This window comes from Sphingobium sp. R-21, assembly GCF_049913335.1.
Lineage (GTDB): Bacteria > Pseudomonadota > Alphaproteobacteria > Sphingomonadales > Sphingomonadaceae > Sphingobium.
Map to the genome: position 1 here is coordinate 27,154 of NZ_CP184375.1, position 13,201 is coordinate 40,354.

The window sequence follows — 13,201 nt, forward strand, 5'->3', positions numbered from 1 at the left end:
GGTAACCCGGCCAGGCGAAAGGTAGCGCCTGCCGCGCTTCACGCGATCTCGCGGTCCGCGACCAGCCCCTCCAAGGCGCCGGCAGCCCGCCAATCCTCCAATATCTTCACGAAAGCGAACAGGCCGCCGCCGAAAGACCCGTTTCGGACAAGTTTGCGGGACGGTTTGCCTTCGTCATTCCAGAAGCTGGGCGTGCATTCCGCCCATTGTTCGATGACAGCGGCAGCATTGTCCTCGTGGAACTGTACCCACGCGCGCTCCACATCTTCCGCGACTTCGACCGTCTTCAGGTCGCGCGCGCCCATCTCCGCAATGATATAAGCGATATGGCGCGCCTGTTCGTTCATCATGTGGGGGAAATTCGGCCCCCAAGGGGTCTGGGTGGTGCTCAGGATGAAGAGATTGGGGAAGCCGTTGACGAGCATGCCGTGCAGCGTCGTCGCGCCGTCGTGCCATTTCTGGCCCAGCGTCAACCCGTTCCGGCCGATGACGGGCATGACCGCGTCATTATTATAGGCGGCCAGTTCGAAACCTGTCGCATAGACGAGACAATCGACCTTATATTCCCTGCCCTGGACGATCAGCGCATCTTCGGTGATCCGTTCCACGCCATGCCCCGCCGTGTCGATCAGGTGCACATTGGGGCGGTTGAAGCTGTCCAGATAATCATCGTGGAAGCAGGGCCGCTTGCAAAGCCGATTGTACCAGGGCTTGAGGGCCTCAGCCGTGTCCCTGTCCTTCACGACATCGTCGATCCGCTTGCGTACCGATTCCATATAGGCGAAATCGGCCATCTGGAACATCTGGCCCAGTTGCTGGGGCGTCATGTCGGGCGTGGCTTTGCTCATGACGGCGTGGATCATCTTCGTCCAGCCGTCGTCGACCTGATCCTCGGGACAGGGAATGCCCATGACCACCGCCGTATAATTGTCCATCCGGCGCTGTTGCCAGCCGGGCGTCAACGATTTGAACCATGCCTGGTCGGTTGGATGATCGTTCCTGTACCCGATCGATGAGGGCGTGCGCTGGAAGACATAAAGTTCGTTCGCCGCCGCGCCGAGATGGGGCACGCACTGCACGGCGGTCGCGCCCGTGCCGATGATCGCGACATTCTTGTCCTTCAGCTTGTCGAGGCCACCCAGCGCGTCGCCGCCGGTATAGTCATAGTCCCAGCGGCTGGTGTGAAAGCTGTGGCCCTTGAAGGTCTCTATGCCCGGCACGCCCGGCAGCTTGGGCGTCTGAAGAGGGCCGGATGCCATGATGAAGGACCGCGCCCAGAGGCGGTCACCCCGATCCGTGCTGATCAGCCAGCGCCCGCGTTCCTCGTTCCAGCGCGCCTCCATGATCTGGGTGTGGAAAAGGGCCTTGTCATACAGATCGAATTTCCGGCCGATCCGCTTGGAATGCTCGAAAATCTCCGGCGCGCGCGCATATTTCTCGGTGGGCATATAGCCCGTTTCCTCAAGCAGCGGCAGATAGATGAACGATTCCACGTCACAGGCCGCCCCAGGATAGCGGTTCCAGTACCAGGTGCCGCCGAAATCGCCGCCCTTTTCCACGATGCGGACGTCGGAAACGCCATTCTGCTTCAGCCGGGCACCCGCGAGCAGCCCGCCAAAGCCCCCGCCCAGGATGACAACCTCCAGCTCCTCCTCAATGGGCGCGCGCTCGATGCGCTCGGCATAGGGATCGTCCAGATAATGCGCCAGCGCGCCTTCCATCTTCACATATTGCGCGGTGCCGTCGGAGCGCAGGCGCCGGTCGCGTTCTTCCCTGTATTTCTTGAGCAGGGCGTCAGGATCGAAGGTAAAGCCACCGGTATTATCCGCCATTTTCCTCATCTCTCAGTCAAGTTGCAGGCAGCGCGCCCGACATTCTCCCAGCCCCGCTTATTCGGCGATCGCGGCCCCGGCATCGTCCGTGCGGACAGGGGATACAAATGGTGGCGGGCAGGCAGTGGGGCGCAATCCGGAGAAGGCTTTTGGCGGATATCGTCCGATCGCGCTAGGACGATCCAATCGAAACCCGCTATGGCCCGATATTGACCAATATTGCCCATTCGGCAGACGTCCGTCTGCAAAATAGGGTGGTATTTCGTGATTGTCGGGGCTTTTGTCGGATGTTAACGTCGAATATTGACCGTCAGACGGGGGAACAGAAAGTTTTGCATCGTGCTGCAGAACGTAGCCGGGGTGCTGGCAGACCTACGCGCGCCAGGGCGGCGGAAATCAAGGATGTCATTCTTCGCGCAGCGATGACCGAATTTACCGAACGGGGATTTCACGCCAGTTCCGTAGCCAGCATTGCCGCGCGGGCGGAAGTTTCGCGCCGGACCGTGTACAACCAGTTCCAGACCAAGGAACAACTACTGGAGGTTCTGGCCAAACATACATGTACGCGGCTCAGAACGCTGCTGGCTGAGGTAATAGAAAACGAAGAGCCCATCTGGGACACGCTCTATGGCGTTGGCATGTGCTTTTACAATGATGCCATGGGCGCTGACTCGCGCACCATTTCCAGGCTGCTCGTCATGGAAGCAGAACGCATGCCTGCGCTGGCCCGCCAGGGCCTTTCGTTCCGGCAATATGCGCTGGAGCCACTGGTAAACTATCTGGAGCGCCAGGCCCTGGAAGGAGTCATCACCGTCGAAGACCATGCCCGCGCGGCCCAGCAATTTCTTCATCTGACGACCAGCAGCATCGACTATCTCTTTGGCGACAGCGGACATACGCTGGAAGAGCAGCGCCAATGGGTGGCCGCCGCGGTCAAGACATTCCTTTACGGGGTGCACGCGCGACGCTGATGGCGGACAGAAGGCCGACCGGCGGCGTCAATCCGGCGCGGCCGATGACGCGCCATGCTCCGCAACGGATTTGACGATCCTTTCGAGCGCCGGCCGATAATCGCCCAATATTGACGGCAGCGGGACCGGATTGCCCTCTTCATCCAGGGAGTGGCGGGCAAGAACATGGCGGCGCGCCAACATCACGGCTGCGCCGATAATGACCTGGTTCGCTTCTATATAGGCTGCAACCGCCGACGGCCGTTTCAGGCCCCCGGCCTCGAGCAGTGCCACGAGCTTGCGGCCATAGACGATCTCCTCGTCGTCCCCACGTCCTTCGATCAGATTGCAGATCAGCGCCGGATCGGACCGGAAGGTCGAATAGCACATTTCCGCATGCTGCCGCAGCACGACACGCCAGTCTGTGCCCGCCTCGACCGCAAGAGCCTTCATCGCCAGCCGATCGGCGACGAGTTGAAGCAAATGCTCTCGCCCTTTCACATAGCCATATAGCGTCGCCACGCCTGTGTTCAGGCGTTCGGCCACGCACGCCATTTCCAGCCGTTCCAGTCCGATGGCGCAGGCAGCGTCGACGATCGCATCCCGCGAAAGCGTCTTGGGACGGCCCGAGGAGCGCCTTTCCGCCGGATGCCTTCGCGCCTGCCTCTTCACTTGGTCATCATCCTTTATATTTCACCTTGGAAACCGTTATCATGGAACATTACCGAATACAGATCGCAAATGTTTTCGAATCAGACTCGACAATTTTTCTGCGGCGCTTTAGTCGTTGCGCAAAGCAGCCAATCAACGCGCTTTTGCCCCCCAATCAAGATGGTGATCGATATGCATTTTCGTTTCGCGCTTGCCACCGCACTGGTCGTCCTTGCCAGCCCGGCGTTCGTTTCCGCCCAGACTCCGGAAACGGGTCAATCGGTGAAGAGCGGCGCCTGGGTCTTTTCGGCCGATGGCCGCCGGATCGGCCGCGTAGATGACGTCGCCGACGGCACGGCCGCGATCATCTATAACGGACATCTGATCCGCATTCCCCTCGACAAGCTGGCCGCCAGCGACAAGGGGCTGGTCAGCTCGCTGACGCGCAAGGAGATCGATCAGTTGTAGAGCCGATTTCGATCCGATTGGATGAGATCGTCGATCCAGTAGTTTTGTTTGCAGCGACGTCTTGCCGGCGATCGGTTCGATCGCCGGCAAGACGTCCTGATATCCATGCTATATTCGGTGCAGTCCGCGTCATACAACTGATGACGGCGCTGAATAGAGCATGCCCCGCCTACCCCTCCGCCGTTGAGTCCGGCGTGGCCGCGATCAATCGGCGCGTCGCCGCCGCTATTTCGTCGAAGGCCATGGCCGCGCGGTCGGAGACATGCGCGAAGTTGAAAAATCCGTGCGGCAAGCTGGCATAGCGAAGGACGGTCACCTCGTTTCCGGCGCGGGCAAGCTGGTCGGCATAATTCAAGCCTTCATCGCGCAGGGGATCGATCCCGGCAATGGCCAGGACAGCGGGGGGCAGACCCGCATGATCGCGTGCCTCACAGGGCGAAAGACGGGGATCGCGCCGATCCGCCTGCCCGGCATACTGATTCCAGTACCATGCCATGTCCCTGCTGGTGAGCAGCGGGCAGTGGGCGTTCTCCCGCCAGGAAGGCGTATCGCAACGGCCATCGATCGCGGGATAGATGAGCAGTTGCCCGTGGACCGGGGGTCCGCCCCGGTTGCGCGCCTCCAGGGCCAGGACCGCGGCCAGATTGCCCCCGGCGCTGTCGCCCGCCACCAGAAGCGGGGCTGCGGCGCCCACAAGCTCGTCCCGATGGGCGTGGCACCATTTCAACGCAGCATAGCCATCCTCCAGGCCAGCCGGAAAGGGATGTTCCGGCGCCAGCCTGTAGTTGATCGAGAGGATCGCCGCCCCGGTCCTGTTGGCGAAAGCGCGAATGGCGGGATCATGCTGCGCCAGATCGCCCAGCACCCAGCCGCCGCCGTGCAGATACAGGATGAACGCAGTGGGACGCGCGGGACAATAGAAGCGCGCGGCTATGGCGCCGCTCGCGCCGGGCACATCCATATTGCGTACGCGCCAGACCGCCTCCTTCTCGCCCATGTCCGCATCGGCCCACAATGCCCTGGCCTCTTCCGGCGCCAGGCTGGATACCGGAGGCGCGGCCGCCAGCATCGCCAGAATGGGCTCAAAGGCTGTGTCCAGCTTCGTCTCAGACATCTGTCCCTCCCTCAGACGGCCAGGCCGCCGCTGACTATTGGCTCAATCCCATCCAGGCAGGCAAGGCCAACCGCCTGCAAATCGGCAAGCGCGACGCGCCTGACGAGAACCTCCGGCGGGCTGCCCGACGTCCGGATCAGGCGCAGGCTCCAGCCGCCATGCACATGTCCGAACGGATCGATCCAGTTTCCGCCGATCCCGGGATCGCGATGCGCGATGACGACGCGAACCGATCCGTCCGCTTCACAATGTGCCCGGTATTTCTGCAAATATCCGCCGCCATCCTCATAATTGTCGAGATTTTCCTGCCACATGTTGCACAGCTGGAGGATCCAGTAGTCACAGGGCGTCGGTATGAACTCGACCACCAGCGTTTCATCCGCGCCGCATTCCCACGTGCCGAACCCATGGTGTCGGTCTGCCACGCCGCCATTGGCGAGATAAAGGGTCAGGTCGAACAACAGGCGGTTCGGCTGGCCGTCGAAATTGTCCTGCCACCAGCGGCGGACCAGCTCGGCATATCCCAGGGTGATCTGCCCGGCCCTCGCCAGCCCGGCGCTCAGCTCCGCGGGGCGAAGCGGGCGAGGCATGCCGCCGTCCAGCCGTTCGATCCGCAAGGAGGGCGCGATCGTTTCCTCGCGCAGATGATAGAGCGTCCGCACCAATATCCCCACCGAGGAGCCGGTGATCGGAAGCCAGGCGCCGCCGCCCGGCGGCTTCTCCCTGCTGACGATGACTTCGAAATTACCGGCTTCATCGAATTGGATCTGGTCGCTCGCGATGAAGGCCGTCGCTCGCATCACGGCGGGATCGAACATCTTCAATCCGTCGACACCCTCCTCCGCCCAGTTGCGCGCACCGTGATCGGCCGGAAAGGCACCCTCCCACGCGGCCATGACGAAATAGGGAATCGTGCCGCGATTGCCGGCGATGCGATAGTCGTGCGCGCCGTCGAAAAATTCGGCGATCAGATGGTCCTGATCCGGGGACTGAAAGTTGATCCCCTGGCGCCATGGCGTGTCCAGCAGCCGGGGTCTTTCCGGTTCGGAATTTTCCACATAGCGATGGAAACCATGCCGGACCAGGCGGGACAGGAACCTGTACCATTCCGTCCGGTCGAGTTCATTCACCGCGTCGCCGAACTGGTCGATCACACGTCCCGCCTGTTTCAGAACATCGCACAGGTCGTTCCAGGCGTCCCCCGTCAGCAGCCGTTCGCCAGCCCTTTTTTCCAGTTCCGCATCCATCTCACATCGTCTCCATACGTGTCGCCGCCCTTCAGACAGCCGTTCGGGCCGAGCTGGCTTTGTTTGCGTCTAGTCCGATCGGCTGCGGCTCCGTTCGCAGCGCGCCATATGCTGGCGGCAGAGAGTGATGTTGCGGCAATGAGTCGAAAGGACGGTTGCCGCGTGCGAAGGAAATGCCGCCATGTCCTTTACCACGGAAACCCGTTTTTCGTCCCCGGCCGGGATGGTGGAGATACGCAACTATCATTGGCCCACTCCCCTCGACGATGTTCTGGGCGCTGACGCGGCGGTATTCGGGCTGTCTCTTTCCCGCGTTCCCGATGGATCGGTCGCGCGCTTCCATGGCGAGGGCGGCGGGCCGGATTTCCGGCCCGTGGGACGAATGCTGTTCCGCCCGGCCGGGTCGGAAATGAGCTGCCGCAATGCGGGAGGACGACAAAGGCTACTGATGTGTTCCATGCCGGACGACCGGACTGGCGAAGGCATGCCGCTCCCGGTCGCACATCTGCCGCCCGCGCTGGACCTTCGCGAACCGGCCCTCGCGCGGACGATGCACAGGCTTGCCCATGAAGTCGTCACGCCGGGCTTCGCCGCGCCTGCGCTCATCGAAGCGCTGATTGCGACCCTGCTGGTCGATTTCACGCGCAGCCAGCGCACGCAGCCGCCTCGCCAGGCCAGGGCTCGCGGCGGCCTCGCGCCGTGGCAGATCAGGCGCATCGAGGAAGCGGTGCGCGAAACCGATGGCCCCCCGCCCAGCGTGTCTGCTCTGGCCCGGCTTGTTGACATATCGCCACGGCATCTGCTTCGGGCATTCAGAACGAGCATGGGCTCTTCCGTCCTTTCCCATATCGCCCAGATCCGTCTGGACCGGGCCTGCGCATTGCTATCGGCGTGCTCCATGCCGATCAAGCAAGTGGCGGGCCTGTGCGGTTTCGCCTCCACAAGCGCCTTTTCCGCGGCTTTCCGCCGTAAAACCGGAATGACGCCCCGCGATTTTCAGCGCCGGGCAGGATATTCGAGTCCGATCCGCGACATAATGGCCGAAGGAATGGACTGATCGCCACCCTTCCCGCGCCCATGCTGATAGAAGACGATCCGGGGAGAGTGACATGAGCATGGCTGAGATTTGCAGATTCGATTATTCCGGACGGACGGTCCTGGTGACCGGCGGGACGGCCGGCATCGGCCTCGCCATTGCCCGCGCCTATCGCGATGCCGGCGCCAGCGTGTTCGTGACTGGGCGCAGATCCCGATCGGCCGATTATGGCGACGAAATCAGCGGTCTTGGCTATTTCCCCATGATCGCCAACGATCCGGTCGCCTGTGCCGCGATCGCGGCCGGCCTGCCCGCGCTGGACATATTGGTGAACAATGCAGGGGAATCCCATCCGGGCGGGTTCGAAAGGCGCTATGAACCCGACATCTTCGAGGATGCCGTCTCCATCATCCTTTTTGGGCCCTATCGGCTGGCGCACGCGCTGCACGCCGTCCTCGCCAGAAGCGCCATGCCCGGCGGCGCAAGCGTCGTGAACCTCGCCTCCCTGTCCTCCTATTTCGGGATGGACGCCGTGCCCGGCTATGGCGCGGCCAAGGCAGCGATCGTGCAATTGACCAAGACACTGGCCATCGCCTGGGCCGCCGACAATATCCGCGTCAATGCGATTGCGCCTGGCAATGTCCAGACCCGGATATTCGACCATGTGAAGGATGTGCCCGAGGTGATGGAGCCGTTGATAGCCCGCACCCCGATGCGGCGCTTTGGCCGGCCGGAGGAAATTGCGGGACCGGTCCTGTTCCTCACCAGTCCGGCCGCGAGCTTCATGACCGGCCAGACCATTCCCGTGTGTGGCGGCTTTTCCATCGCCTGACCGCGCCATTCGATACGGAGGTCCATTTGTATATCGATGATCTCGCTTCGCCCCGGCAGACGCCGGCCGCACTCGCCGCGCTTCAGGCTGCCGAAGGCCAACCCGTCATCTTGACGCGGGACGCCGTGCTGGACGCGGCGCGCAGCATGACCGGCCTTTCCGATTTCGGCCGCGAGGATTTTCTCCCTCGACTCGACATCATGCTGCGCAGCGCCGACGAGGACGGTCTCAACGCCTTTGGCCGCACATTATTCTTCAACGACATGGTCCGCTATGCGGCCAACCGGCTTCGTGTCGAGCATATGGTCGCCCGGCATCCGGAAATACTGGATGTCAGGATTGACCGGCCGATCATCATTCTGGGCATGCCGCGGACAGGCACAACGCATCTCGTCAACCTGATGGCGTCGGACGACAGGCTGCGATCCATGCCCTATTGGGAATCGCTGATGCCGGTCCCCACCGAGGGTGTCCCTGACACCCGGCTCGCCGATACCGAGGCGTCCTGGGCCGGCCTCGACGCCCTGCTGCCGTTCCAGAAGAATGTTCACGAACTCAGCCCGACCCATATCCATGAAGAGATCGAGCTGCAGATGCTCGACTTTTCCTCCTACATGATCGAATGGATCTCCCGGCCCTATCGCTGGCGGGACCATTATCTCTCCCACGACCAGACTTCGAGCTACCTCTACCTGCGCAAGGTGCTTCAGGTGCTGACCTGGCTGCGCGGCCCGGAACGCTGGATCTTGAAATCGCCGGGACATCTGGAACAGCTCGGGCCGCTGATGACGGCCTTTCCCGACGCGACCATCGTCATGACCCATCGCGACCCGGTCGACGTCGTCGCCTCCTGCCTGACGATGAACTGCTATATCGACCGCTTGCGGCGGCTGAAGGTCAATCCGGGGGAAGTCGCCAATTACTGGGTGGACCGGATCGAGCGGCTGTTGCGCGCCTGCGTGCGCGATCGCGACCTGTTGCCGCCTGACCGCGCGGTCGACGTTCGTTTCCGCGATTTCATGTCGGATCAGATCGGCACGGTGCGCCGGATCTACGCCATGGCCGGACTTGAACTAACCGGGCAGGCGGAACAGGTGATGCAGAGCTACATCGCCGATCATTCCCGCGACCGTCACGGACAGTTGGAATATCGGTTGAAAGAGGATTTTGGTCTGGAACCAGCGGCCCTTGCCGAAAGATTCCGGTTCTACAGCGATCGGTTCGTGACGGCCCCCAATTCGCTTTCCACCGGTCCCCTTTCCCCAGGCATACTCTGAACAGACGATGCGCCATGGGCGGATGACCGCGAGTGGGGGAGACAGGAGTTCTTGCCCTTTGAGGCACAGGAGAGAGGATCGAATCTTGGCAGAAGCCGGCATATCACGCGTGGTGAACGCCGCGTCGTTCGACGAGCATCCCGAGGAGATGTTCTGGCAACCCCTGGACGCCAGCCTCGCCATGCCAGCCGAAGAGGTATCGCGCATCCAGCTTCACGCCGTGCGCAAGCGGTTTGAGGAACTGCGGGAGCATCTTCCGGCCCTGCGCAACCTCGCCGCGGAACAGGGCATCACCCAGATCGCGACCCTGAACGACGCCGCCGCGCTGCTGTTCAAACATTCCGTCTACAAATCCTATCCGGTCTCGCTGATCGAAAAGAACCGTTACGACCGGCTGACCCAGTGGCTCTCCAATCTGACCACGGTCGACCTTTCCGATGTCCAGACGAGCGGCGTCGAATCGATCGACGACTGGCTGGACGCGGTCAATCGCGATGCGGGCGTGCGGATCATCCACACCACCGGCACCAGCGGAAAATTGTCCTTCCTGCCGCGCGGTCCGGCGGAGGCGAGCCGCCAGCTTCGTTCCGGACGCCTCTCGCAGCAGGCAATTGGCCAGCCCGAACCGACCGGACTGGACCAGGTTCCCACCATCGTCCTGGGCAACCGCATCATGTACAATGGCTATGGCGCCATGGTCGAAGCGCTGCTGCACGATCTCTACCAGGGTGACGACGCGATGATCGTCGCCATGAATCCCGGCCGGCTGAGCGCCGATGTCCTGTCGCTGGCGGGCCGCCTTGCCGCCGCGGGCAATCGCGGCGAACTGGGCCGTTCGCAGGTCTCGCCCGCGATCTTGAACCGCCTGGACGACTTCGTTGCTGCCCAGAAGGAAGGGCCGGCACGCCGCGCCCGCTTCTTCGACGAGATATTCGATCGACTGGCGGGCAAGCGGGTCATGATGTCCGGCAACTGGTCCATGTATCATGAAATGGCCGAAGCAGGCGGGCAGCGCGGCGTAGGCGGCATCTTCGCGCCGGACAGCCTGTTCCTGTGCGCGGGCGGCACCAAGGGCGCGACCCTTCCGGACGGGTACAGGGAGACCATTCCGGCGTTTCTCGGCATATCCATGCTCAATGAACTGTACGGCATGAGCGAGATGACAGCGCTGATGCCGAAATGCAGCGAGGGCAAATATCATGCCCTTCCCTGGATGCTGCTGTTCCTGCTCGATCCGGAAACCGGCCAGCCCGCTCCGCGCAGCGGGACGCATACGGGACGTTTCGGCGTCATCGACCTGTCGATCGAGACGCGCTGGGGCGGCATTGTCAGCGGAGACGAAGTGACGATGACCTTTGGCCGATGCGCATGCGGACTGGACGGTCCGTTCCTCGACTCCGACATTCGCCGCTATAGCGAGAAGGAAGGCGGCGACGACAAGATCACATGCGCCGGCGCCCCGCAGGCGCACGACAATGCGCTCGCTTTCCTCGCGGAAATGGACTGACAAAATGACGGATCATGGTTTTCGCGTGCCGCTGGTCATCCGGGGCGAAGTAATCGAAGAGGATGGCGTGTCGCATGGCGGGCGCGGCGGGGGCATCAGCTTTACCGCACCCGATGTGGCGGCCCATCTGGGCAAGCTTGCCCTGTCCACGCCCAGCAGCATGAGCGACCTCTACTCCCTGAGGATGGAGGAGATTTTCGACTATCTGGGCGAACTGGGAAGCCGTCTGCCTCCCTCCCGCAATCCATGGATGGAGGAGGCATTCCGGATATCCTGCCATACATCGGGGCTGGGTGCCGACATCCTGCACGCCATGTACGATAATATGGACAGGATGCTCGATCCCGCCGCCTTGCGCGAGGCAGCCGAAAATTCCATCGGCATCGATTATCTTGAGAACTGGGTCGAAATGCCGCTGGAGGGGCCGGTGACGGCACGTATCCGCGCCTTCGGCGCGCGCGCAGTCCATATCGTGGCGGGCAACGCGCCGGGCACGTCGCTTCTGACTGTCGCCCGCAACGCCATCACCCGGAGCGACGCGATCATCAAGACGCCGAGCAATGATCCGCTGACCGCGGCGGCGATCGCCCGGACGATGATCGACATGGCGCCCGATCATCCGCTGACGCGCCACCTCAGCGTCGCCTATTGGAAGGGCGGCGACGAGCGCGTGGAGGCAAAGCTCTACACGTCCGGCAATATCGAGAAGATCATCGCGTGGGGCGGCATGGCGTCGATCAAGCATATCGCCAAATATGTGCAGCCAGGCATAGAGCTGGTCGCGCTGGACCCCAAGCTGAGCTCAACGATCATCGGGCGCGAGGCCTTCGCCGACGAGGAAACATTGGCGCGGGTGGCAGGGGCGCTCGCGCTGGACGGCGGCGGCCTCAACCAGGAAGGCTGCGTGAATGCGCGCGTCGTCTGGGTCGAAAGCGGCACCGACAAGGCGGGACTGGAGCGGCTCAATCGCCTCGGGCAACTTGTATATGACGCGATCCAGGCATTGCCCCCGCAGATTTCAGGCCCCGCCGTGCGCATGGACCCGGCCCTGGCGGATGAGGTGAGCGCGCTGCGTGTGGGCGGCGATGACTGGTACAAGGTCATTGGCGGCGGCGTCGAGGGTGCGGTCATCATGTCGCAGATGGAAGAACCGGTGGATTTCGCGCCGCTGCTCGCCAACCGCGTGCTCAATCTGGTGCCGGTGGACGACGTCGAGACCCCCGTGCAGGCCGTCACCAGCTATACCCAGACCATCGGCATATGGCCCGAGAGCCTGAAGCGCCGGCTGCGCGACCAGCTTGCGATTCACGGCGCGCAACGCCTCGTGACCCTTGGCAACGCCGTTGGCATGCCCAACCACGGCATCCAGGACGCGATCGAGCCATGGCGGCGCATGTGCCGCTGGATCGTGGAGGAGGAAGCGACAGCGGCCTGAGCGGGCGCCCCCGATGGGCCGCGATCAGCGGCCTTTCCAGATCGGGGCGCGCTTCTCGACAAATGCGCGTGGTCCTTCGCTTCCGTCCTCCGATCCGGCGAGAATCCTTGTGGCGGGCAGCGACCATTGCCGCCGTTCCGCATCCTCCAGAGGCAGGGCTGCGCAATCCAGCGCCACCCGCTTGGAGGCCCGCACCGCAAGAGGCGCGGCGGCAACGATATCCTGCGCCCACCGCATCGCCCGGTCAGCCAGCTCGCTGGCCGGTGCGACGTCGGTGACGAAACCCATCTCGCGCGCTTCGATCGCGGACACGGGCTTTCCCGTGAGGATCAGGCCCATGGCACGGTGATAGGGGATCTGCCGCGACAGACGCAGAACGCCCCCGCCCAGCGCCGCCATCCCGACCTTCACTTCCGGTAGCGCGAAAGAGGCATGCTCCGCCGCGACGATGATATCGCAGGCCAACGCCATTTCGAACCCGCCCCCGAACGCGAGCCCGTTGACGGCCGCGATGATCGGCTTGTCCATGTCGAACCGCGCGGTAAGCCCGCCGAAGCCCCCGGGAAGGAGTTCATCCCTGCCCTTGGGCGGCGGTGTCTTCAGGTCGAAGCCGGCGGAGAAGGCCGCGTCGCCGGCGCCCGTCAGGATGGCCACCCATTGCTCGCCATCGGCGGCAAAAGCGTCGAGCGCATCGGAAAGGGCGGATTGCGTTGCCCGGTCCAGCGCATTGCGCCGCGCCTGCCGATCCATAGTGATGCGGGTGACGCGGCCCAGCCGCTCGACCTTTATGGGCCCTGCATCCATATGCTCGCCATGGATCGGGTCAGAGGAAGATGTCACAGGATGCTCCGT

12 protein-coding genes are annotated in these 13,201 nt (G+C 63.0%); 7 read left to right on the forward strand and 5 right to left on the reverse strand.

Features of this window, described 5'->3' with window-relative positions; all coding sequences use genetic code 11:
* Window positions 1–38: 38 nt before the first annotated feature.
* Window positions 39–1,832 carry a flavin-containing monooxygenase gene (locus ACN9MX_RS14955; RefSeq protein WP_363736441.1) on the reverse strand — a complete coding sequence of 598 codons (1,794 nt, stop codon included), beginning with the start codon at window positions 1,830–1,832 and terminating at the stop codon, window positions 39–41.
* Between the two features lie 209 nt (window positions 1,833–2,041).
* Here ACN9MX_RS14955 and ACN9MX_RS14960 point away from each other — a divergent pair, with 209 nt between their 5' ends.
* Entirely contained in the window at window positions 2,042–2,803 is a 762-nt protein-coding gene (locus ACN9MX_RS14960; RefSeq protein ID WP_363736443.1) for a TetR/AcrR family transcriptional regulator, read from the forward strand.
* Window positions 2,804–2,830: 27 nt separating this feature from the next.
* On the opposite strand, the gene ACN9MX_RS14965 is transcribed toward ACN9MX_RS14960, so the two are convergent.
* Window positions 2,831–3,454, reverse strand: a complete 624-nt coding sequence (locus ACN9MX_RS14965; RefSeq protein ID WP_363829170.1) for a TetR/AcrR family transcriptional regulator — start codon at window positions 3,452–3,454, stop codon at window positions 2,831–2,833.
* A gap of 171 nt (window positions 3,455–3,625) precedes the next feature.
* Here ACN9MX_RS14965 and ACN9MX_RS14970 point away from each other — a divergent pair, with 171 nt between their 5' ends.
* Window positions 3,626–3,901 (forward strand): hypothetical protein, encoded by a 276-nt coding sequence (locus ACN9MX_RS14970; RefSeq protein ID WP_363829173.1) that lies wholly within the window; start codon window positions 3,626–3,628, stop codon window positions 3,899–3,901.
* A 169-nt stretch (window positions 3,902–4,070) separates the two neighbouring features.
* On the opposite strand, the gene ACN9MX_RS14975 is transcribed toward ACN9MX_RS14970, so the two are convergent.
* Both ACN9MX_RS14975 and ACN9MX_RS14980 read right to left on the reverse strand, forming a co-directional pair.
* The gene (locus ACN9MX_RS14975) at window positions 4,071–5,015 is read right to left on the reverse strand and encodes an alpha/beta hydrolase (RefSeq protein ID WP_363829176.1); all 945 of its coding nucleotides are present in this window, start codon (window positions 5,013–5,015) and stop codon (window positions 4,071–4,073) included.
* Between the two features lie 11 nt (window positions 5,016–5,026).
* The gene (locus ACN9MX_RS14980; protein WP_363829179.1) at window positions 5,027–6,262 is read right to left on the reverse strand and encodes a hypothetical protein; all 1,236 of its coding nucleotides are present in this window, start codon (window positions 6,260–6,262) and stop codon (window positions 5,027–5,029) included.
* A gap of 181 nt (window positions 6,263–6,443) precedes the next feature.
* Here ACN9MX_RS14980 and ACN9MX_RS14985 point away from each other — a divergent pair, with 181 nt between their 5' ends.
* The 5 genes from ACN9MX_RS14985 to ACN9MX_RS15005 all read left to right on the forward strand — a co-directional run bounded on the left by ACN9MX_RS14985 (window position 6,444) and on the right by ACN9MX_RS15005 (window position 12,349).
* Window positions 6,444–7,319 carry an AraC family transcriptional regulator gene (locus ACN9MX_RS14985; protein WP_363829182.1) on the forward strand — a complete coding sequence of 292 codons (876 nt, stop codon included), beginning with the start codon at window positions 6,444–6,446 and terminating at the stop codon, window positions 7,317–7,319.
* Window positions 7,320–7,371: 52 nt separating this feature from the next.
* On the forward strand, window positions 7,372–8,130 hold the full coding sequence (locus ACN9MX_RS14990; RefSeq protein WP_363752406.1) for an SDR family NAD(P)-dependent oxidoreductase: 759 nt from the start codon (window positions 7,372–7,374) through the stop codon (window positions 8,128–8,130).
* A gap of 26 nt (window positions 8,131–8,156) precedes the next feature.
* The gene (locus ACN9MX_RS14995; RefSeq protein ID WP_363829185.1) at window positions 8,157–9,407 is read left to right on the forward strand and encodes a sulfotransferase family protein; all 1,251 of its coding nucleotides are present in this window, start codon (window positions 8,157–8,159) and stop codon (window positions 9,405–9,407) included.
* Window positions 9,408–9,492: 85 nt separating this feature from the next.
* A complete protein-coding gene (locus tag ACN9MX_RS15000; protein ID WP_363829187.1) occupies window positions 9,493–10,914 on the forward strand; it encodes a hypothetical protein in 1,422 nt (473 codons plus the stop codon).
* 4 nt (window positions 10,915–10,918) lie between these two features.
* Complete coding sequence (locus ACN9MX_RS15005) at window positions 10,919–12,349, forward strand: acyl-CoA reductase (RefSeq protein ID WP_363829190.1); 1,431 nt, start codon at window positions 10,919–10,921, stop codon at window positions 12,347–12,349.
* Window positions 12,350–12,373: 24 nt separating this feature from the next.
* Here ACN9MX_RS15005 and ACN9MX_RS15010 read toward each other — a convergent pair whose 3' ends face one another.
* Window positions 12,374–13,189, reverse strand: coding sequence for an enoyl-CoA hydratase-related protein (locus ACN9MX_RS15010; protein WP_363829192.1), 816 nt, complete (start codon window positions 13,187–13,189; stop codon window positions 12,374–12,376).
* Between the last annotated feature and the right edge of the window lie 12 nt (window positions 13,190–13,201).